The following is a 21,426-nucleotide window of genomic DNA, read 5'->3' on the forward strand; positions in this document are numbered from 1 at the left end:
CACGATGACCTTAATCACTTCGTGGCTGGAACAGACGCGTCACCCGTCGGAAGACGAGTATTTCGCGCTCCCCAACGCCATTTATTTCCTGCTGAATTTCCGCAACGATCTTGAAGGCTTCAAAAGCCATGTCCTTGATGATCGGGTGGCGCTGTATCTCTGGTGGGAATCGGTTGCGAGCGTCGATTACCCGGATTTCGACTGGGAACTCCGCGACATCGATCTCGATTGGCTGGGACAGCTCGACAACGAGACACTCATTGCCGGCCATCCGCGCGCGATTGCCTATTGGCTGAAAGGCGTCGGCCCGAGTGTCTTCGACGGTCGTGGATTGACGCGTTCCATGCTGGCGTCCGCCGGCATCGGCGCAGGTAACGCCCTTGAACTGCCGGCGTTCTTTCTTTCGCTGCTCGCGAGCCGGATTGACCTGCATCGCGCATTCGATCTGAACACCATAGTCGGAAGACTGAGCTGCGTGAGCTGGTGGGAAGAGCGCGGCCAGATCGAATATCCGCGCATCGCATGGTCGCCGGCGAACATACTGAGCCCGCTTCTGAAGCCGGATTCAAGCGACTTTGTTGAGGGCGTGCCCTTGCCGCGTCTGCTGCGCCTGATCCACGACGAACGCGCCGACCTGAGCGCGGCTTTTAACATCGAAACCTTCACGGGGCGCATCGGATATCTCGACTGGTGGGGCAAGCACCGCAAGGAGCAATATTCGAGCGTTCGCTGGATGCTGCACACGCTGCCCCGGAGCCTGTTCGAAGTCGACCCGGCAGGCGGCGCAGAGGGCACGGCACTACCGCATTTTCTGCGCCTTATCTGGAACGACCGTCTCGATCTTCAGCGCGCATTCGATCTCAAGACGTTCACCAGCTGGATCGCCTACCTCTCATGGTGGGACGCGATCGGCCAGAAGAATTACCCGCTCATTCACTGGACTTCGGCCAATATTCTGGAAACGCTGCTTTCGGCGGCTGGGACGAGCAAGACAAATGCATCCGGAGTGCCCGACTTTCTGAAGTCAATCTGGCTCGGGCGCAAGGACCTGCAAGCCGCATTCGACATCAAGACGGCAGCAGGCGTCGATTCATTGGTCGAGTGGTGGGAACACGACGGCCGTAAGGAATATCGTCCGCTGCGCTCGATTTCGGTCACCAAAACGGCCGACAACGGGTACACCTCATCCGCGCAACGCATCTGGAAAAGCCGGCCTTTCGGCGTCAACATCGTGGGCTTTCCCCAGGGCGTGCTCGGACTCGGCGAAGACGCGCGGATGGCCGCTCATGCGCTGGGTCAGCGTGACATCGCGCGCGTGGTGTTGAACGCACCGATGGCCGGTCCGGCGAGGATCGAACACTCCGTCGACGATCTGCTGAGTGAAGACCTGTCGTACAGCGCCAGCCTGTTCTGCCTGCCGCCGCCCGAGATGCTGCGCCTTGCGCTCGAAGGCGGCCGTTCTCTGATCGAAACGGACACCTACCGCATCGGCGCATGGCCGTGGGAACTCCCGCAGTGGCCAGCGGCGTTTGGCCGGTTGCATCAGTTCGTAGACGAAATCTGGGCGCAGAGCCGCTACGTGCAGTCGGCACTCGCCCGGCAGAACGAAACCCCCGTTTACCAGATGCCCTTCGCCGTCGGCATTCCCGAGCCGGAGCGACCTGAACGCAAGCGCTTCGGCCTGCCCGAAAAGGACTTCCTGTTCTACCTGATGTTCGACGGCAACTCCTGGCTCACGCGCAAGAATCCGATGGCCGGCATTCATGCGTTCCAGCAGGCGTTCGACGCGAGCGTGGGCGGTGTCGGCCTCGTCATCAAGGCCATGAACGTCCATGATGCCGACCCAGTGTGGCGCTCGGTGATTAACATGGCCGCGCGCGATTCCCGCATCCGCATTGTTTCAGAGCGGTTGAACAGGCAGGACACGATCGACTTCATGGCAAGTTGCGACACTTATATCTCGCTGCATCGCAGCGAGGGATTCGGACGTGTGATCGCCGAAGCGATGCTGCTCGGTCAGCCGGTCGTCGTGACCAATTTTTCGGGCAACACCGATTTCTGCGACGCTGGCACCGCATTTCTGGTCGATGGAGAACTGGTGCCCTTGCGTCCCGGTGACTATCTTTTTCATGAGGCGCAATACTGGTGCGATCCGGATGTGGCAACCGCCGCGCAGCAGATACGCGCCGTGGTGGAGGACACCGTGCGCCGTGAGCAGATTGCAAAGGCAGGTCAGCAGCGCATTCAGCGAGACTATTCGATCGAGGCTGTCTCGCGTGCATTTGCGAGCCGGCTCAATGAGATCCACGGAAAACCGCAATCATGAGACTGCTGATCTGCGCCCCCGACATTTTTTCCGGCGATGCGGTTGGCAATCACTGCCGGGGCATCGCGCGCGCCGCGCGACGCCTGGGCATGACGGCGAATCTGTACGCCCAGCGCTACGACACGGGCGGCGCGCGGGTTCATGCGCTTGCGGAACTGTTCACCACCGTGCGGCCCGACGATATCGTGCTGCTGAGCTACTCGATTTTTGATCCCGATCTCGAACGAATCGCTCAACTGAACTGCCGGAAGATCTGCTACTTCCACGGGGTGACCACGCCCGACCTGCTCCGCGCGTTCGAGCCGCGCACCGCTCAACTCTGCGAGGATGCTCTGGGCCAGTTGCCGATGCTCGCGGGATTCGACGTGCTGATCGCCAACTCGCTCTTTTCCGCGCAGGCGCTCGCTCAGGTTGCCGATCCGGCGAGCATCGAGATCATCCCGCCAGTCGTTCCCGACATGTATCCGTTCCGCCGGGGCGGCGCGCCGCTCGCGAGCACGCACCCGGTACCCGAGCTGCTGGTCGTCGGCCGCGTGGTGCCTCACAAGCGGATCGAAGACGCCATCGAGATCGTTCACGCGCTGCGGGAGTCGGGCACGGCCGTCAGGCTTTCGATCGTCGGAAGCACCCCGAATTTCGACTACTCGAAGTTTCTGATCAACCACGCACGCAAGCTCGGCGTACTCGACGCGGTCGATTTCCGCGGAGTGCTCGATGATGCCGATCTGCTCGACCGCTTCGAGCGATGCGCGATGCTGCTGGTGACGAGCCGGCACGAAGGCTTCTGCGTGCCGGTGCTCGAGGCCATGCAGTTGGGCAAGCCCGTGCTCGTGCGCGGCGGAACGGCTGCCGAGGAACTTTGCCCGCGCGAAAACGTACTTGCTGCTGACGCGTCCATCAACACCTGGGCCGAAGCGGCTGCCCGGCTGCTCACACCGACGCAAGCGCAGCGCGACCAGTCGAGCGAACACTACCGGAACCATGCCGGCGCGATTCTCGCCCGCACGGCTGACGATGTCTGGCGAAGCATGGTGACCAGGCTCACGGCGGAGAACACGAAGTGACAGGACTGAAACTTCTGCTGACGACCTACAGCACCGCCTTCACGATCAGCGGCGGCGGAGAATCTGAACTTGTTCAGGTTGCCGAAATGCTGAAGGCGTCGGGCGTGCACGCGGATATTTACGGAATCGGTAGCCGCCCGCTCAGCTTTTACGACGGCGTCATCCATTTCTCGGTTCATGCTGACGGCGAAGCGATCCTGCGCGAAGCGACGCGCCGGTCCAAGCCGGTTTTCCTGTGGCCCAACGTCTGGTGGACCGAAGCGCCCAGCGACAACGAAATCGAGCGCATCGGCAGGATCACGCGCAACGCGCATCGGCTCGTCTTCAAATCGCAGGCGGAACTCGACAATTTCACCCGCTACATCGATGTGCCGGCTGAGAAGGTCCTGGTAGTTCCGACCTGCGTGTCGAACCGCTTCCTCGCGCCTGTGGATCTGGACCTGATGTCGACCATCTGCAGCGCGAACGATTTCGCGCTCTGCCTTGGTTTGATCGAGCCGATCAAAAACCAGCTCGAATTGATCCGCGCGCTCAACGAGCTTGGCATGGAAGGCGTGTTCGTCGGCGGAGCACGGGACGACGAGTACTACCGCCGTTGCGTCGAAGAAGCGCATCCCGGCATCACCTTCCTGCCGTTCGTGCAGCCATGCAGCGCCCTGCTACGCTCGATCATCGCAAACTGCTCAGTCATGGTGGAAGCAAGCATCGACCCTCCGGGCCGGTCGAGTCTCGAGGGTGCAATCATGCGCAAGCCGCTCGTCATCGCCGACGGCCCGTGGCAACGCGAACACTTCGACGATGGCGTGTGGTACGCCCCGACCGATTCGACGCATGGGCTCGCCAACGCGATTCGCCAGGCGATCACCTCGACCGAGCGCGAACAGCGGGTTCAGGAGACCTGGACGCGCATAACGGATCGCCATTCGGCCTCAACGATCGGGCCAGGATTTGCAGAGATGCTGGCACGTGAAAGTCTCTGATATGCCAAAAAAGCCCCGCGTACTTGTAGTACAACGCATCTCACTGTCACATGACCGACTCATGTCGCGGTCGATTGCTGCCCGTTTCGGCCCATTGCTGGGCTATATGGCCAATGAAGGCATGATTGAATGGGAGGAAATCGTCGAAGGCGAGATCACTGTCGGTCATCTGCGCCGGTTCGACGCGGTTCTCTTCAATAAGCACACGTCGCCTCGCGCGCTCGACGTGATGCGCATGGCCAATGACCTGGGGCTGCGTACGATCTATGATCTGGATGACTGGATAATTGACCTGCCGATGTACAGCGTCACGGATCTGAACGAAGACCTGCTGGCGAACATCACGTGGTTGCTGCGTAACGCGACGATCGCGACGGTGTCGAACGAAACCTTGCGCCACAAGCTTCAGCGCATCCGCCCGACGGTGTCGATCATTCCCAACGGCTTCGATCACCACGCGATCCCGTCGAGTCCCGAGCAATGGCACGAAGCGCAGCCGCCGAAGATCCTGTTTTCCAATACCGATGGCATCAAGCTCGTGCACTTTCGGAAGGCATTCTTCAACGTGCTGATGGATTTCATGGACCGTCACAAGGAGGTCTCGCTGGAGTTCTGGGGCGACGGCTTTCCAGAGATGTCGCGCATTCCGCGCCTCGTTTCGAAGGGCTTTCTCGAAAATTCGGCCTATAAGCGAGCCATCCGCGATGCCGGCTATTTGTACTCGATCGTGCCATTGGGCGGTCGCGAAGACCCCGAGGCCCTGTTCTTCAATAGCTGCAAATCCTGCATCAAGTACATCGACTACGGCAGCCTCGGCATTCCCGCGATTTACTCGCGCTCGCCCGTCTACGAAGAAGCCATCACGCACGGCGAGACGGGCTATCTCGTGAACAATACCGCCGACGAATGGGCGCAGGCGATGGAAACCATGTATCAAGACGCCGCGTTGCGTCAAAAGATGAAGCGCGAAGCCTTCGACGATGTGCATCGCCGCTACACGCTGGCTCAGCCCGCCGAAACGCTGATTTCGCTGCTAACCCACGATAACCCCAATCCGTAGACGCGTTTGCAATGGATCTCTTACTCATCAGACACGGTCAATCGACCGCAAACGAAAACGGACTGCTGATCTCGAACGATCAGGATCCGCTGACTGCGCTCGGTAGAACACAATCCGAACAACTCGCCGCTTCGCTTCAGCGCTTCGGCTATGCCCCTTCGCGCGTCTATTGCAGCCCGTGGCGCCGCGCCAATCAGACCGCGCATATCGTGTTCGGCGAAGACACGGCAATACATCTCGATTCACGGCTCGCGGAAACGCATCCGGGCAAGTTCGGCACGTGGAAAGAAGCGGATTTCAACGCGGCCTTTCCGGCCTTCCATCAGGACATCACCAACCGGTACGAGGGCGGCGAGTCTCACCTGGACATGACGGTCAGGGTACGCGAGTGGGTGGATCAAGAAGTGCTGCCGCTCGCAGGGCAACCTGGATTGATCGCCACGGTTGCGCATGGCGGGCCGATCAGCGTCATCCTTCAGCACATGCTGGGCATTCCCATCGAAGCGCGCTACCCGAGTTTTACCGTCCCCAACGCGTCGTTCTCTTACCTTAAATGGCGCCCGGATCTGAACCGGTACTGCGTCGAACGTGTAGGTCAGGTATGACCGCGGACGTTGGCATTTACGAGCCGCTTTATGCGCCAGGCCAGGAAATCGCGGACCCGGCCTTCATCGCATTGCAGCGTGGCGCGACCGCGCGCTCGGAGTGGCGTGAATTTGGCATTCTCGTCGATATGTATCGACAAGGCCTGCATCGGCAACATCGCCTAACAGGGCTGTTCTCGCCCAAATTCAACCTGAAGGCGAAGATTACCGGAGCGCAGTTTGTCGAGTTCGTAAAGGCAAATTCCGATGCGGACGCCTGTTTCATCAACCCGTTTCCGCAGATCGCATACTGGTCGTTCAACGTCTGGATGCAGGGCGAATATGCGCATCCCGGGCTGAAGTGCGCAGCGCAGTCGCTTTGCGACGCAAGCGGACTTGGGTGGCAGATTGAACGCACGCCGAGGCACGACCATCGTTTCCTCGCGTACAGCAACTTCTGGGTGGGCACGGAAGCTTTCTGGGAGCGCTACGTCGGCGGCGTGCTCGTTCCCATCGCGGAGCTTCTGGAGACGCAGCCCGCCAGCGCGGCAGCGCGTCTCGTGATGACGGATACAACGCACACTGACGCAGCGCCGTTCTTGCCGTTCATCATTGAGCGTTTGTTCAGCACGTTCATTTCGGCGCAGCCGGAATTGAACGTCGTCGCGCACCCACTGCCGTCCGAGCGCGCCGAGGATTACTGCAACAGTGATTTCGAACGCCTTCTGCTTTCGCGCATGCGCGAAAGCGTCGATGCTGCCGACTGTGGCCGAGCATATCCGGCAGAGCTAATCGAACGGATGGATCTGGCCTGCGCACTTTGGCAGCGACACTTCTTTGACTACTTCGAACAGCGGCCTCACCCGCACACAAACAAAACTGTTAGCCGAGACTGAGGGAACTGCGGGCAAGACCGGCGCAGCGACTGCTTAGTACGAATCGTCGACCGTCTTGCCCGAATGCGGATGTGTGTTGACCGCAAAGTGTTCACGCGCGTAGCGCACATACAGGCGGCAGAGCAAAGCCTGCGTCTCTACGAGGTCGGAGGGATAACGCCCTGCCGCCTCTGCCCTCTCGATAACCGGCTGCATTCCACTCACGAGTTCGCGCTCATAGTCCGTGAGGCAATAACTTTCAACGTCTGGGAGATCAAACGCCGCGACAGTCAACGAAGTATTGAGCGAGAGAAAGGTGCTGAACAGCCGCTCGACAATGAACGGCAAGAATGGTGCGGCATCTGTATGCCAGGTATCGCGCGTGGCGGCTATCACGCCGGGCGCTTGCGGATTGTTCTCAATATGAACCGCGATGCGGTTCAGCACGCCACCTACGTATGCTTCCCAGAAACGCTCACTCCCCACCCAGAAATTCGAGTAGCAGAGCATGTCTTTGCCATGCCGCGGCACGGCCGACAAATCCCAGCCCAGCCCGCATTCGTCGAGCAGCGCTTGCGCGGATTCCGTCAGCCCCGGGTGATTCGCCTCGCCCTGCATCCAGACGTTGTACGAATACATTGCGATCTGGGGAAATGGGTTGATTAGACACACGTCGGCATCTGCATGCGCAACGCAGAAATCGAGAAAGCGTTGCGCCGACACTCGGGTCTTCGCAGAAAATTTTGGTGAGAAAATACCGGTGTGCAGATTGCGGAAGGAGCCTTGCCGATAGAAGTCGACCAGTATCCTGAATTCACGCCAGTGCGCCCATGAATTGTCGGCCAGCACCAGCGGCGAAAAAAGCGGCTCGGTCAGCGTCTGTCCTGGTCGATAAAGTGGTTCAAAGATCTTGATCATTGCCGTCTTCGGCCTCTGTCTTCCGTATTACCACACCCGCTCACATCGTTCGAGCAAATACCCACCATTTTGCGAATGCGAAGTTCACGAACATACCCACGATCGAACCCGCGGCGACAGCCAGTAGCGGCGCGAAAGCGCCCGGCGGGAGCGTTTTCAAGGCGACGGCATAGGCACCGTAATTGCATATGCCACCCAACGACATCGCGGCCAGATAGCGAAGCCACTCTGTCATCCAAGCGTGCTGCTTGCTACCCCTGAATGTCGTGCGCCGATTGATCTGCCATGTCACGAACGCCGCGCACAGGAACGAGATCACCCGGCCTACATACGGGCCCGTACCACATTTCAGCGCGAGATAGAGAACACCGGCGTCGACCAGAAAGCCAATCGTACCCGCTATGGCGAATCGGAAAAACTGTGCGTACATCTATCGTGTCAACTTCGAGCGAATGCCCGGAACGGACAGATACGCAAAGCGCTTTGATTCGCGCCGGCCTCGTGTCACCGTATCCAGCACGAGCCCGCATACAAGCAGAATAGAGCCCAGCAACACCAGCGCGCTGCTCAGGATCGCTGTCGGTAAACGGGGAACGAGGCCGGTCTGGGCATACGTTTCCAAAAGAGGAATCGCGAGCACGATTGCCAGCATGAGACAAAGGACGAACCCCGTTGTAAAGAAGACAAACGGCCGCTCCGTCTTCACGAGCTTCATGATCATGATCGCGATACGGAACCCGTCACGATACGTGCTCAGCTTGCTTTCAGATCCCTCGGGACGCGAGAAGTACTGCGTCTGGATTTCTGCACTGGGCATGCGCATCCCGAGTGCATGAACCGTCAACTCAGTCTCCGTCTCAAAACCAGCGGACTCCGCCGGGAACGACTTGGCGAAACGACGGGAAAACACCCGATAACCCGAAAGCATGTCCTTGAACGTGCGGCCGAATATCGTTGCAACACATTGAGTCAGCATCACGTTGCCAAAGCGATGACCAGCGCGGTAGGCGGCTTCTTCGTCGCTAACACGCGAGCCGACAACCATGTCCAGATTGCCATCGACCAGTTGTTCGATCAGGGCCGGGGCAGCGCCCGCGTCGTACGTCGCATCGCCGTCGACCATCACGTAAACGTCCGCGTCGATATCGGCAAACATTCGCCTGACCACGTTTCCCTTGCCCTGCAGCAAGACTTTGACCACTTCGGCACCTGCTGCTTTAGCGCATTCTGCCGTGCCGTCCGTGGAGTTGTTGTCAAAGGCAATTATGCGAGCGTCAGGCAGCGCCAACCGGAAATCGGACACTACCTTGGCAATAGTCGTCGCCTCGTTGTAGCAAGGAACGAGCACGGCAATGGAGATCGGCAAATCGTTGACCATTTTATTAACAATACGAATTCGTAATTTTCACTGAGGTCGATCGGGGATCGATGACTCCAAACCGCGTTCCCATACCCGCGGCGACGCTTAGTTCGACAGTGCTCGCAAACCGACCGGTGACGATCGGCGCCCCCGTACTGCGGACGCGAACCACCCACACCAGCCCAGCGCAAAAAGCACCCAGCCCCAGATAATCCCAGGCGGCTGATACGCATACTCGATCTTCGATTTCCCTGCCGGGAGCGTTACCGCCTGGAAGATCGCGCTATCTTGCGTTACCGTGGCTTTCTGCCCGTTCACGCGTGCACTCCAGCCCGGCATGAACAATTCCAGCCGGATCAGGACACTCGGCTGTGCGCAGTCGGCATAGATCTGGTTGCGACTTGCCGCCCGCAGCGAGCAATTGCCCGCATCGACATAGGGGCGATAGCCGTCCAGTTCGTAGATCCGCATTGTACTATCCGCATAAGCTTCCCTGAACGCGACGGACTTTCCGTCGATGCTCGCCTCGGCCGGCAACGGCGCATCCGGCCAGGTGAGTACATAGCGCGTGCCAACAGCCAGAAAGTTTCGCAAATTCTTCAGCAATGCGACCTGCCCGGAGGGGCCAGTGGGGTCGTCGCGGTCCGCGCCCGTGAACGCGATCGGGTTGGCATTCTCATCGAGCCGGCTCACCAGGTAGTCCTTCCAGATGCGCGGCACCGGCAAGTCATTGTGATTGATGGATGCGATGCCAAAGTACGAGCCGTAGTTCGGCGCCACCGGCCCGAGCGTATAGAAGCGCTGCATGCCGATATGGCTCTGCAAAAAGGCAATGCCCGCCAGATCCGGTTGTCCCGACGTCGGATAGCGGAATGTCGGAATAGCAAAGTAAATAGCGGCCTCGACAGTCAACATCACGACAAAGCCAAGCGCCCGCTTCCTTGCACTGCAATTTGCGGCGATGAGCGCCGCAATCACAGCGACCACGACAATCGCTACAGCAACTCCGTACTCCTGATAGTGTCCATCCGGCGTCAACCCAGCACGACGCATTGTGGCAAATCCCGCAAGAATAAGCAGAATCGTGACTCCAAGCGCCATCCACTGTCGCCCGCTACGCACATCGGTCAGCAGATCGTTCAAACCCAGTGCGGCCAGTACGCATAGCGCAAACTCCCATGAAGGCGGGAAGTAACGGTAGAAAGCGATCAACTTGATGCCCGGGATGATGGACAGCAGCGGATGAATGTACGCGATACCGTACATCGCCCAAAACGTGCCAATGACCCAAGCCGCCAACATGATGCGCAGTGCACGCCCCTCTCGCCCCAGCAAGCTGTAAATCGCCAGAAAGACGAGCACGACGCCCGCATACCCGCCAATGTTTGACCAGAATACCGCTTGAGGTTGATTGTGCAGATTGCCGAAAATGCCGCCGAAAAGATACGGAATGAGCGTCGTGATCTGAAAGCCATCAGGCAACGCTCGTGCGAGCATGTCGGCACCTTCATGTCCACCTGTAAAGCCGAGGCGAAGGTAACCCAAAAACGCGATCAGGATCGGTGCCGAGATTGCAAGTCCCTGGATTCCGGCGACAGCGACGCTCGTCAGGAACCGCAGACGGCGCGATGCGGGAATCGACAGCGTGCGCACGCCAATCCAGCAAAGGATAAGCAAACCGTTGAGGTAGGCCACCTCGGGAAATCCGCTGTAAAGCGACAGACTCAGTCCAATGGCAACCCAGCCCGCGCCGCCCCGCTGACCAGCCGAAGCACGCTGCAATGCGGCTTCTACACCGAGCAAGGTCAGGGGCAGAAAAGGAATCGGATTGATAACCGCGTTCGCCAACCAGGCGAACGTACCGTTGAACTGAAACGCCAAGCCAGCACCGAGCGCCCCGATGTGACCGACCCTCATCCGGCGAAGCAATGCATACGTCGATACGCCTGCAATGATTTGCAGCGCAATGTGCATATACAACTGGCCATCCTTCAGGAATAGCAGCCAAGTCAGCGGGAAGAATGCCGCCGCCTGCATTTCGCCCGCGAGCGGCATGCCGACGCCCTCGTACGGATTCCACCATGGCAGGACACCATGGAGGAAATCTACGGCGGCTCGATGGCCAAGTGCGTGGCTCGTAAATGCGATGTTCGGATCGATCGTTGGAAAGGGCGCCGGAAATCCGCTGTATGGCCCGTGATGCATGCCCAGCGCCATATTCCCGTAATACAACAGCGGATCGGGGATAAAAGCGCCGAGCAACAACGGTGCCTTTACGAGCACCGGTGCGAGACAAAGAAGGACGATAATCTTTGCTGAAAGAGGTAGTAGATCTATTTTGTTACTTTCGGATTCGGACATAGGGATTGTCATTTATTCGACGTCGAAGCAGGTCGAATGTTGAAACTCACGCATAGTCCGATGCGACCATGCTCGCAGGCTTGCGGCGAAGCCAAATGGCTGCCCGTTGCACACCCTGTCGTTTGAAACGTATCTGGATGCCTCTTATTCATCACTCGATTCCGCAGGCGCGATACCACCAGCGTTGAATTTGATTCGCCGGTCTGCTGCAATCAATTTGCGAGTGATCGCCCCGCGGTATCACGTGTTGAACATGTGTCAGGCTCTATGCCAACCTTGGAACCAATGGCCTCCCCCACGAATATTTTCGTGAGAGCCAACTACGCGAATCACGAACTCGCTCCCGGCTTCTGGCGGCAACTCAATCCTGAAACCTGTGTTGGAACTCATGTATCCTGCTGCAGCTACGTCTGGGCGTGCGGCCCCGGTCCGACCAGTTGCGACAACGCGTCCGCCTGCGAGAATCTCCAGTTCAACAATGCTTTCCGGTCGAGCAAGATTGAGCGCCCAGCCCGAAACCACACCGTGCTCAACGCTATCCACCGTCCCATCGACAAAATCGCCTGTCTCCCGATATCGTGAACGCGCAGATGCCAGAAAATCATTGATCGCGGTCAGATCGGATTGCAATATGACCTCGCGGACTTCCGCGATATAGCCACCATCAAAACCACTTTCTGAAGAGGCATACCGGTAAGGATTTTCCAGTCGATTTATTACATCCTGGACTTTTCTGACTGCCTCAAGGGCTGCTAGGAAGCCCTCACCAAGCGACTTGATATCTTCCGCAAGCTGCGCTTTCGCGAAGTCGAAAAGTTTGTAGTCGAGTGCGTTGTCAGCCGCAAATTTATCCTTGGCCCACTGTGAGACGGGAACCCGCTTCTCACCGCCCGCTTTCGTCACATTGGTAGGAAAATAAAAGGGCAGATCGAACTTCGAGCGCGCACAGAGCAGCAACAAGAATTCACTGACGTCTGCGCAATCACCAACGGCAAGGAAACGGTGCTCGATATTCTCCTTCGCCAGACAGAACGCCTCGTCATCCGCGACAGCTCGACCGGATAGCATTTTGACGAAGATATTGCCACCGTCGTGCGAACCTGCAACCCAATCATCCAGCGTTATGCGCCCAGCGCGAACCAGGGCTTCAGCGTGCGATATGCTCGCAAAACCCTGCTCGATATCTCCGTTCTTTCCCGTGACGGCGTACCAGTAATGGGATATTTGTCTTTGGAGGGGATCGCGGAAAATCGTCACGTAATCAAGAGGCGTCTTGTTTAGCACGTGAAAACCGTAATTCTGGTGGCCGCCACCAACGCCGGTACGCCGCAACTCCTCCATCATGGCCGGCCAGCCCGGCTCGTCCCAAACAAACCGCGCAAAGCCCTCAGGACCGTTGTTGATGGCGAAGAACGACAGGACCGACGAGCCGCCACTTTTGGGAGGGTGAACAAAAAAAATCGGGTACATAGTTCGCGGATCGAAGATCCTCGGTATTGATCGAATGTGGGGGCTGAGCTCAACGGCGACGGCGCAAACGCACTGGCCGCACTTGATCTCGCCACGCGTGAATGGTCGGACCTTATGCTAACACGGGCAACAACCGGCCTTTTGCCCGAAAAGTCCGGCTACGGGGCATCTTCCCGAATCGATACGTCTCGCACCTCCATGAGGTCGAGACTAGACGCCCCCGACAGCGACGAACCGCGCGGACCCTTTGCCCAAGCGCCAGCCAGGCCTCACTTCAGCACTTCGCGATAAAGCCTGCTATAAGCCTCGCCAAGCGCCTCCCCAGAAAACAAAGCTTCGTAACGATTGCGCGCCGCAATGCCCATGCGCGCAGCAAGCTCCGCATCGCCCAGCAGCGCGTTGATTGCATCGGCCAGCGTGGCCGGCTGCTCGGGCGGCACGACGAAACCCGTCACACCATCCTCGTTTACATACGACGTGCCCGAGCCGATTTCGCAGCACACCATTGGCTTGCCAAACATTGCAGCTTCCACCAGCACCATGCCGAACGCCTCGGAGCGCACCTGCGACGGCAGCACCATTGCCCGGCAGCCGCACAGCAGCGCGACCTTCTCGTCATGCGTGACCTGCCCGGCAAAGATGACATTCGTGGCGCCCAGTTGCTTCGCCATTGCCTCAAGTCTCGTGCGTTCCGGCCCCGCCCCCGCGATGACGAGCTTCGCCTTGATCGAACGCGCCGCTTCAACGAGCGTATGCAGGCCCTTGTAATAGCGCAAAACGCCTAACGCCAAAAAATACGGCTCGTCGCCCAATCCCAGCCGTTCTGCCAGCACCCGATCGGCATCGTCGGGACGCGGAACATCGCGATAATCGATGATCCCCAGCGGAATCGTCTTCAGCCGCTCTGGCGCCACATGACTCATCAGCGACTCGCTCGTCTGCGCGTAGGCCGGTGACGTCGCGACCACGGCCGTCATGCTACGCAACGTGTGCCGCATCAATGGCCCGTACAGTGCGCCGAGCGACTGCTGCCGCACGATGTCCGAGTGATAGGTCATCACGGTCGGCTTACGTGTGCCACCAAGCAAATGCAGTACGTCGGCGAACGGCCAAGGGAAGTGAAAGTGCAGCACATCTGCGCGTTTTGCGAGCTCACGGTATTTCAGCAGCGACGATAGCCCCCCGAGATCGCATGACGCGGGCGCGGCCCAGGATCTGCAGCGGATCACCCGCCCTTCTGGCATGTCGATTTCCGCAGGCGATGGTTGCTGCGACAACGTAAAGATAGACGGATCAACGCCGCAATCACGGGTCGACAAGGCGATCTGGCGAATCGCCTCCTGCAAGCCTCCCGGGGGGTCCGGGAAATAGGTGCGATAGATATGGAGAACTTTCATCGCGCAGACTCCCCGCGATGCGACTCATCCGCAACGCGCACCATGCCTGCACGATCCTGCCCTGCCATGCCGAGGGCAATATTCAGCATCTTGTCGAGACGGCGGCCCCAGGTATTGTCACCCACGGCTGCGAGCGCCTCGGCGCGGGTCATCTTGCCGCGCGCGAGTTGACGCTCGATCGCCGCAACGAACGCCCCGCTCTCGCCTGCCACTTCGAGCTCCGGCTGCGGGTCCCTTGTGAAGTCCAAAGGCGTCGACACCACCGGCAGCCCCGCTGCGAGATATTCGTAGAATTTCATCGGAAACATGGAGCGCGTGTAGTCGTTCAACAGCGTCGGCAATACGCCGACATGCATGCCCCGCAAATAACGCGGCAAATCCTGATAGCTGCGGTATCCGAGCAGGTGCACGTTCGGCAAGCGCGCCAGTTCAGCCAGCAACTCGCTGCGCTGCCCCTCGCGCTGCTCCCCGATGATGATCCATTGCCATTCGGGCCGTGCGCGCGCCGCCTCCGCGAGAAGCTTGAAATCCACCTTGAAATCGGAAAGCACGCCGTGATAGACGAGCCTCGGCTCAGGGATGGATGCCAACTCGGGCGGCAACTCGCCTTCGTTCAACGCCTCGCCGAAGTGTTCCGCATCGACCACGTTGCCGAAGAACCATGTATTGCGGTTGTAGGGCAAGCATTGGTCCTTGAGCGCGGTCGCGGTCGTGAAAACCGCGTCGCATCGGGCAAGCAATGCACGTTGGGCTTCGTTGAACGCTTCGACGTCAACGCCGGGAATCGCGCCGATATCGTCGACGCAGTGGTAGACGAACGGTCCGCGATCCAACGAAGCAATCGCGTCGAGCATGTAGGGATGGTAGGTCCACACGACCGGCGCGCGATAGCGGTTCTTGCTCGCGAAGCGCGTCACCGACCACCGCAGCAACGCCTGATTGAGCGAGCGTACGAATGGCAAGTGATGCTTGGCCGGAATCATCAGCGGCGACAGCACCCAGATGTTAGGCGCACGCTTCGGCGGCCCCAGCACGAGAGATTGCAACCCGCGCCACAAGCGGCGCCAAAGACGCGACCAGTCGCGACCGCTACCGACCTTAGGGGAGCGAAATCCAACGCTTTCGACATACAGGACGCGCCAGCCCCTTTGCGCGAGCAAGCTAGCGGTGTGTTGCTTGTTGGTCCAATAGGGCTCATCCCAGTCGGCGGTCGAGAACAATACGCAGTCTCGTACGTTCGCATCAGGCTCGCGACGTTCAACCACTAAACACCTCGACCGCTCGCCCCTGCAGACTGTCCAGAATACGCTGCGACGCCAGACCGTCGCCGTAAGGGTTTGCGCGATTACGCAATGCGGCGCGCCTAGCCGGATCGTCTAGCCAGCCGATGACTGCTGCTTCGATGCGCCCGGCGTCCTGTCCCGCCAGCGTGGCAAACCCCGCGTCCACGCCTTCGCGCCGTTCGGTATGGTTGCGCATGACGACAACCGGGACGCCGAACGTGGGTGCCTCTTCCTGAATGCCACCTGAGTCGCTGACCACAAGCGCGCTTTCGCTGATCAGATGTAGGCTCGTCGGATAGTCGACGGGCTCCATCAGCACCAGGTTACGGATCCCGTCGAGTTCGCGAAGCACCGGTCCGCGCACGGCCGGATTCAGATGCACGGGAAACACCCATCGATAAGCGTCATAACGTCCGCACAAGTCACGCAGCATCCGGCAAATGCCTGCCAGCACGTCGCCGAAGTTCTCTCGGCGATGGCAAGTCACGAGGATGTGCTGTCGCATCCCACCGTCCCACGCAGGCAACGGACTCACAGGACGCGCCGACTCCCAGCTACGGCGCACGGCTGCGATTGCGTCGACGACCGTGTTGCCCGCCACGATAATCCGGCTCTCCGGCACACCTTCCGCGAGAAGCGCGCTGCGCGCGAGGGCTGTTGGCGTGAAATGCAGCGTGGCGATTCGCGCGAGCAAGCTCCGATTGGCCTCCTCAGGAAACGGGCTCGCCAGATCGCCAGTACGCAGACCGGCTTCGACATGTGCGACCGGAATGCCGCGATGAAACGCGGCCAGCGCGCTGCAAAACGCGGTGGTCGTATCGCCCTGAACCACAACCCAATCGGGACGCACCTGCTCCAGCGCAGCATCCATGCCGGCCAGCACGCGCGCGGAGAGCGAGTTGAGCGTCTGCCCCGGCGTCATCACATCAAGGTCGATATCCGGTTCGATGCCAAAAAACGCAAGGGCCTGTGCGAGCATCTCTTTGTGCTGGCCGCTCGAACAGACAATCGTTTCCACCTCAGTGCGCAACGCAGCCACCACCGGCGCGAGCTTGATGACTTCCGGGCGCGTGCCCATCACCACCATGACTTTCATTGCAAAAACTTCCCCGATTCGGCGAGCAGATGTTCGCCGCGATACTCAACACCCAGCTTGAACGGCGTCTCGCCGCCAGACGCCGTCTCGATGACAAACGCGCCGTCACGCTCAAAGACAACCGCCTTCGCCTTGAACGCCAGAAAGTCCATCGCGGCGTCTTCGGTCAGAAAGAGCGGTTTCGCCGCGCGGCGTTTCAGGTAGTCGATGAATGCTTCGTGTGCGCTGATGCGTGCGGCCTCATCCGTCCATCCATACTGATAGCGCGGCGAAAACGGATGATCGAGATAACCGAACAACGTCTTCGTTTCATAAGCGAGGTCGAACGCGCGCTTATACACCGCGAGCGGATCCCCGGACGTCAACATACAGTCGCCGTGCAGCATGCATTGCTGACTGTGTCCGATAAATCCCGACGGCGTGTCGGCAAGCTCGCCGCCTCGCGCCAGAAGGAATTCGGGATCGTTGCGAATAATGCCGCCGATGCAGCCCGAGTAGCCCGCGTCAGACAGGCCGCGCAGCGCGTACGACGGCGACTGGTGAAATGGCGACACCGCATAACGCACCGGCTGCCCTGTCAACCGTTGCAACAGTGCGGCGGAATGTTCGCCCTCGGCACGCGCGGATTCATAGGAGCCTCCCCAGTTCGGCGCATGCGTGGCGGTGTGCGAAAGCACAGCACCGTTGGACCGATTGGCGAGCAACTCCCGGAGAATGCCGTGGTTGTGCTCCTGATCGAGATTGCGGGTGTGCACTGCGAGGGAAAACGGGATGCCGAGGCGTCGATAGGCGTCCCAGAGAGGCCGCGCGGATTCAACGTCCTCGTCGCAATCGAGTCGCGACGTGATGGCCGCGTCGTACCCCCAGGGAATCTCGGAGAGCACGGGTTGACAGGGCAGAGCATCGGCGCGATAAGCCGACAGGAAATTTTCGACGATGCGCCATTCGAACGAATCGCACGGACCTGCGGCTCGGTTGAACCACAACACGCTCGTCGATCCCGTGTCCCACAGCGCGGCGTACGAAAAACTGCGTGCGCCGTCGATCGTCACTGCGGCCAGTTCCGCCTCAGCAGGCACCTGACACGCCTGTGAAAGCGCCCACATCGAGCCATCCGTACGAATCGCCCCAAAGCCGAGGTTGTTCCATTCGTCGGTGAAGTCGAAGCGTTCGAACGGACGCTGCCAGGCCTCAACGCCGAGTTTTTGGGCGAGCGCCGTATAGCCGATCTGAGCGCGGCTTTCGCGCGACTCACCGGCCGGCGCCACGGCGCTGCAGCTCGTTTCACCGAGATCCGCCGGCCATGTGCCCTCACGCATGCCGAGGTATTCGGCGAGCGCGATCGGCATGTGCCCGAAGACAATCAGCTTGCGAGCGCGAACCTGCATCCAGTGCAGAAGATCCGCGCTCCACGCATCCGGCGCGTCGACGGCGACCACCACATCCGGCGCAGCGGCACGCAACGTCCCGCGTGAAAAGGCAGCGGCCTGCTGGCTCCCGACGGAGCGGCGCAACGCCGCCAGCACAAAGCCGCCCGATGTCCGCGCCGCGTCCGCAGCGAGGAGCCCGATCATGCGGTCACCACGTGACGGAACTTGGCACGACTGCCCACTCGCACAAAATCGTCGTGGCCGACATAAGCGATCGTGAAAGCGTCTTGCCAGAAGTGCTTCAGCTTGGCTGTCGTTTCATCCTGATTCGCCCACGGTTCGAGCACGATGCGCAGCGTTGGCGGCTCTGTGCGCAAATCGATCTGGAATTCCTGAATGCCGCCGACGCGGTGATCGAGCATGTCCTGAATATGGTGCGTCGGATGCGCGACACCATTGATCGGCACCACGTCGTGAATCCGCCCGACAACCTGGGTCAGGAAAAATCCGTTGGGGGTTTCTTCCACCTTGGCGAGATCGCCGGTCGCATAGCGAATCAGCGGCATGAGCCGATTGCGGAACCCCGTGAAGACGAGTTCATGAGCCCCGTCCTGATTGCCTTCCAGCAACCGGCTTTCCGGCCAGCCTTCCGACTCGAGAATCTGGAAACCAGCCTCGTGCCCGTTGAGTTGATAAGCCATCACGCCAAGTTCGGCGAGACCATAACGATCGATGACGCGACAACGAAGCGCCTTGGCGATCATTTCCCGCGCGTGCGGCTCGAGCAGTTCGCCACTGGATTCGAAAACCGCGAACGCGTTGCCTCCGCCGTACTTGCGCTGCACATAGCAGGCGAGCGCATACATCGTCGACGGATGCGAATGAGCGAGATAGGGCTTGCGCCGCTTGAGCGTCTGCCACATCTCCTCGAGGCCTTCGTCGTCGATCCGGTCGAAGAAGATATTGCTTCGGTTCATCGCGAAGCATTTGAAGTCTTCGCGAGACGGCCATTCAGGGACGACCTGATCGGGAAAGCGGCAGGCGAAATGCAACTCCGAGCGGTGGCGCAGTTTGCCGACTCGCTCGCGCGCGTAAAACGTAACCGCCGACGAATAATCGGCCGCATCCTGATCGTAGAAAATCGTGCACGACAAGCCGGTTGAACCGCCCGTCTTGCAAGCATAGTGACGCGTCTGCTCCAGCGGAGCGGAGAGCAGGCGTTGTCCCTGCTCACGTATCACGTCCTTGGTGAGGTACGGCAAATCGTTCAGGTAGCGAACATCTTCGCGCACCTTGGCGACATCGAATTGCAGCGAAGCGAACAGGTCGTGGTAGTACGGTACGCGCGCGCCCGCGAACTCCAGCATCTTCACAAGACGGTCGTGCGCGATAGCGCGGCGTTGCGCCATTTCGAGCCGATAGTGGCGACGCAATTCGTCGATCTTCGGCCTCACGCTGCGCTTTTCGCGACTTTCCGCAATCGGATAGGCGATATAGCCCCCTGCAATTCCCTTCAGGGTGCGAAACGGCTGGCGCACGAAAACGGATTCCGAATAATGCAGGAAGGGATGGTCTGCTCGCATCTGATAATTCTCTCTAGGTCGCTACGCGTCAATTTGCGTCTGGGCCGCACGCTATCAGCGATGCGTGCGGCACGCAAAGTCCGCAGCGTTGGCCAATCAACGGGGCAACTGCGCCCGATCACTGACGATTGGCTCTGCGTCCTGTTTTGCGGGAGGAGCGATGGCCTCATCGGCCACCATCTTCCCGTGCTCCATCGAAATCTTGCGCGTGCACACACGCGCAACCAGATTGGGATCGTGTGACGCAACCACAAGCAGCGACGCCTTGCCCACCAACTCCTCAAGGCGTTTGGCCGCCTTCTTGCTGAACTCCGCGTCACCGACACTCAGCCACTCATCCATGATGAGAATGTCGGCCTCGACGCTCGTCGAAATGGCGAATGCAAGGCGCAGCATCATCCCGCTCGAATAGGTCCGCACCGGGAGATTGAGGTATTCGCCGAGTTCACTGAAGTCCGCGATATCGTCAATCTTGCTGCGGATTCGAGCAGGACTCAGCCCATCAAGAATGCCGCGCAGATAGATGTTTTCGAAGCCTGTCGCGTCCGGATCGAGGCCCATTGATACATCCAGGAGCGAAGCGATTTTGCCGCGCACCTGGAGCGCGCCACGCACCGGAGCATAGACCCCCGACAGCGTACGCAAAAGCGTAGTTTTGCCCGAACCGTTGTGCCCGATGAGACCGACTCGTTCGCCATCAGTAAAGTTAAAACTCAGATCGTCGAGTGCGGTGACAACTGCATGGCGACCCGCATCACGACCGATCTTTCCGCCAGTCGTAAGATTGAGCACCGCCTTTTTCAGCGAGCGATGGGAATTCTCGTAGATGGGAAATTCGACGCTAATGTTGCGTGCGACAATCGATGAAGAACTCACAATATCAAAGCCAATAAGGAACTCGGTTGCGGAAGCGCTGCATCAGGTATTGCGCGAAGGCAAATCCCACGACCAGCAGGCCGAGTGACCAAGCCCACGACTCCCAGAGCACTGGGCGACCGATAAGCGGCGCACGGACCGTCTCAATAAGGTGATAAAGCGGGTTGTACTGGGCGACCCAACCGCGACTTTTCAGGATCTCGGGCGACCACATCACCGGCGTGAAAAAGAACACAACCTGAATCAGGTTCGTGACGATCGGGGGAATGTCCCGGAATCGCGCGCACAGCACACCAAGCGCAACACCGAGCCAGACGCCGTGCAGCAGCAGCACAAACAGCGCGGGAATGACAAGCAGAAATTCCCAGCGAGGCCAATGTCCAAAGGCGAAAAGCAAAATGACGACCACGGGCAGGCTATGCAGCATGATCACGAAATTACGCCAGGCGATGCGACATACATGCACGGTCAACGGCAGCCGAATCTGCTTGATCAGGAATCCGGCCGTAATGAATGCAACACACCCTTCATTCGCCACCGAAGCCAGATACGCCCATACAACGAGGCCGACGGCAAGGTACGGTAGATAGTTCGATATCTCCTGATTGAGGAGCGTCGAATAAAGCGCACCGAGCACGACCACCATAATCACCGTGCTCAGCGTGAACCAGAACGGCCCCAGCACCGAGCGCCGATACCGCTGTCGAATATCGTGCCAACCGAGCGTGCTCCAGATTCGCACGGACCTCATGCCAACCAGCAAATCATCCGTTTCGGAATGGCTGGTCGATGTCTTATCGTCACTGGTGAAAGTCAGTTCCAT

Annotated in this window: 18 protein-coding genes; 6 read left to right on the forward strand and 12 right to left on the reverse strand. The window is 59.4% G+C overall.

The features are described 5' to 3' along the window. The first annotated feature begins 4 nt into the window (after positions 1 to 4). From G3N97_RS03520 to G3N97_RS03545, 6 genes are read left to right on the forward strand one after another with little or no spacing between them, the layout of a single operon-like run. Positions 5 to 2,326, forward strand: coding sequence for a glycosyltransferase family 4 protein (locus tag G3N97_RS03520; protein ID WP_205991930.1), 2,322 nt, complete (start codon positions 5 to 7; stop codon positions 2,324 to 2,326). After that, on the forward strand, positions 2,323 to 3,390 hold the full coding sequence (locus G3N97_RS03525) for a glycosyltransferase (protein WP_205991931.1): 1,068 nt from the start codon (positions 2,323 to 2,325) through the stop codon (positions 3,388 to 3,390). The genes G3N97_RS03520 and G3N97_RS03525 overlap by 4 nt, the downstream gene beginning before the upstream one ends. After that, on the forward strand, positions 3,387 to 4,370 hold the full coding sequence (locus tag G3N97_RS03530; RefSeq protein WP_205991932.1) for a glycosyltransferase family 4 protein: 984 nt from the start codon (positions 3,387 to 3,389) through the stop codon (positions 4,368 to 4,370). Before G3N97_RS03525 ends, G3N97_RS03530 begins: the two co-directional genes overlap by 4 nt. Before the next feature lies 1 nt (position 4,371). Further along, a complete protein-coding gene (locus G3N97_RS03535) occupies positions 4,372 to 5,430 on the forward strand; it encodes a glycosyltransferase (RefSeq protein ID WP_205991959.1) in 1,059 nt (352 codons plus the stop codon). A gap of 11 nt (positions 5,431 to 5,441) precedes the next feature. Then, positions 5,442 to 6,035, forward strand: a complete 594-nt coding sequence (locus tag G3N97_RS03540) for a histidine phosphatase family protein (RefSeq protein WP_205991933.1) — start codon at positions 5,442 to 5,444, stop codon at positions 6,033 to 6,035. Continuing rightward, complete coding sequence (locus tag G3N97_RS03545; RefSeq protein ID WP_205991934.1) at positions 6,032 to 6,910, forward strand: hypothetical protein; 879 nt, start codon at positions 6,032 to 6,034, stop codon at positions 6,908 to 6,910. The genes G3N97_RS03540 and G3N97_RS03545 overlap by 4 nt, the downstream gene beginning before the upstream one ends. Before the next feature lie 33 nt (positions 6,911 to 6,943). Here G3N97_RS03545 and G3N97_RS03550 read toward each other — a convergent pair whose 3' ends face one another. The 12 genes from G3N97_RS03550 to G3N97_RS03605 form a co-directional block, all read right to left on the reverse strand. Further along, complete coding sequence (locus G3N97_RS03550; protein WP_205991935.1) at positions 6,944 to 7,807, reverse strand: hypothetical protein; 864 nt, start codon at positions 7,805 to 7,807, stop codon at positions 6,944 to 6,946. Between the two features lie 40 nt (positions 7,808 to 7,847). Continuing rightward, complete coding sequence (locus G3N97_RS03555) at positions 7,848 to 8,237, reverse strand: GtrA family protein (protein WP_205991936.1); 390 nt, start codon at positions 8,235 to 8,237, stop codon at positions 7,848 to 7,850. Beyond that, entirely contained in the window at positions 8,238 to 9,185 is a 948-nt protein-coding gene (locus G3N97_RS03560) for a glycosyltransferase family 2 protein (protein ID WP_205991937.1), read from the reverse strand. 87 nt (positions 9,186 to 9,272) lie between these two features. Next, positions 9,273 to 11,528 (reverse strand): hypothetical protein, encoded by a 2,256-nt coding sequence (locus G3N97_RS03565; protein ID WP_205991938.1) that lies wholly within the window; start codon positions 11,526 to 11,528, stop codon positions 9,273 to 9,275. A gap of 258 nt (positions 11,529 to 11,786) precedes the next feature. After that, positions 11,787 to 12,998, reverse strand: coding sequence for a chondroitin 4-O-sulfotransferase (locus G3N97_RS03570; protein ID WP_205991939.1), 1,212 nt, complete (start codon positions 12,996 to 12,998; stop codon positions 11,787 to 11,789). 269 nt (positions 12,999 to 13,267) lie between these two features. Then, positions 13,268 to 14,395 (reverse strand): glycosyltransferase, encoded by a 1,128-nt coding sequence (locus tag G3N97_RS03575; protein ID WP_205991940.1) that lies wholly within the window; start codon positions 14,393 to 14,395, stop codon positions 13,268 to 13,270. After that, positions 14,392 to 15,615, reverse strand: coding sequence for a glycosyltransferase (locus G3N97_RS03580; RefSeq protein WP_241030356.1), 1,224 nt, complete (start codon positions 15,613 to 15,615; stop codon positions 14,392 to 14,394). Before G3N97_RS03580 ends, G3N97_RS03575 begins: the two co-directional genes overlap by 4 nt. Positions 15,616 to 15,652: 37 nt before the next feature. Continuing rightward, entirely contained in the window at positions 15,653 to 16,774 is a 1,122-nt protein-coding gene (wecB, locus tag G3N97_RS03585) for a UDP-N-acetylglucosamine 2-epimerase (non-hydrolyzing) (RefSeq protein WP_205991942.1), read from the reverse strand. Further along, complete coding sequence (locus G3N97_RS03590; protein ID WP_205991943.1) at positions 16,771 to 18,348, reverse strand: polysaccharide deacetylase; 1,578 nt, start codon at positions 18,346 to 18,348, stop codon at positions 16,771 to 16,773. The genes wecB and G3N97_RS03590 overlap by 4 nt, the downstream gene beginning before the upstream one ends. Further along, complete coding sequence (locus tag G3N97_RS03595; RefSeq protein ID WP_205991944.1) at positions 18,345 to 19,727, reverse strand: phenylacetate--CoA ligase family protein; 1,383 nt, start codon at positions 19,725 to 19,727, stop codon at positions 18,345 to 18,347. The genes G3N97_RS03590 and G3N97_RS03595 overlap by 4 nt, the downstream gene beginning before the upstream one ends. 96 nt (positions 19,728 to 19,823) lie before the next feature. Beyond that, positions 19,824 to 20,603, reverse strand: coding sequence for an ABC transporter ATP-binding protein (locus G3N97_RS03600; protein ID WP_205991945.1), 780 nt, complete (start codon positions 20,601 to 20,603; stop codon positions 19,824 to 19,826). A gap of 4 nt (positions 20,604 to 20,607) precedes the next feature. After that, entirely contained in the window at positions 20,608 to 21,426 is an 819-nt protein-coding gene (locus G3N97_RS03605) for an ABC transporter permease (protein ID WP_205991946.1), read from the reverse strand.

It is taken from the genome of Paraburkholderia sp. Ac-20347, assembly GCF_017104805.1.
Classification (GTDB): Bacteria; Pseudomonadota; Gammaproteobacteria; order Burkholderiales; family Burkholderiaceae; genus Paraburkholderia; species Paraburkholderia tropica.

Coding starts and splice junctions, on each gene's coding strand:
- G3N97_RS03520 (WP_205991930.1), top strand. CDS start 5: ATGACCTTAATCACTTCGTGGCTGGAACAGACGCGTCACCCGTCGGAA.
- G3N97_RS03525 (WP_205991931.1), top strand. CDS start 2,323: ATGAGACTGCTGATCTGCGCCCCCGACATTTTTTCCGGCGATGCGGTT.
- G3N97_RS03535 (WP_205991959.1), top strand. CDS start 4,372: ATGCCAAAAAAGCCCCGCGTACTTGTAGTACAACGCATCTCACTGTCA.
- G3N97_RS03540 (WP_205991933.1), top strand. CDS start 5,442: ATGGATCTCTTACTCATCAGACACGGTCAATCGACCGCAAACGAAAAC.
- G3N97_RS03545 (WP_205991934.1), top strand. CDS start 6,032: ATGACCGCGGACGTTGGCATTTACGAGCCGCTTTATGCGCCAGGCCAG.
- G3N97_RS03550 (WP_205991935.1), bottom strand. CDS start 7,807: ATGATCAAGATCTTTGAACCACTTTATCGACCAGGACAGACGCTGACC.
- G3N97_RS03555 (WP_205991936.1), bottom strand. CDS start 8,237: ATGTACGCACAGTTTTTCCGATTCGCCATAGCGGGTACGATTGGCTTT.
- G3N97_RS03560 (WP_205991937.1), bottom strand. CDS start 9,185: ATGGTCAACGATTTGCCGATCTCCATTGCCGTGCTCGTTCCTTGCTAC.
- G3N97_RS03565 (WP_205991938.1), bottom strand. CDS start 11,528: ATGTCCGAATCCGAAAGTAACAAAATAGATCTACTACCTCTTTCAGCA.
- G3N97_RS03570 (WP_205991939.1), bottom strand. CDS start 12,998: ATGTACCCGATTTTTTTTGTTCACCCTCCCAAAAGTGGCGGCTCGTCG.
- G3N97_RS03575 (WP_205991940.1), bottom strand. CDS start 14,395: ATGAAAGTTCTCCATATCTATCGCACCTATTTCCCGGACCCCCCGGGA.
- wecB (WP_205991942.1), bottom strand. CDS start 16,774: ATGAAAGTCATGGTGGTGATGGGCACGCGCCCGGAAGTCATCAAGCTC.
- G3N97_RS03590 (WP_205991943.1), bottom strand. CDS start 18,348: ATGATCGGGCTCCTCGCTGCGGACGCGGCGCGGACATCGGGCGGCTTT.
- G3N97_RS03595 (WP_205991944.1), bottom strand. CDS start 19,727: ATGCGAGCAGACCATCCCTTCCTGCATTATTCGGAATCCGTTTTCGTG.
- G3N97_RS03605 (WP_205991946.1), bottom strand. CDS start 21,426: ATGGAACTGACTTTCACCAGTGACGATAAGACATCGACCAGCCATTCC.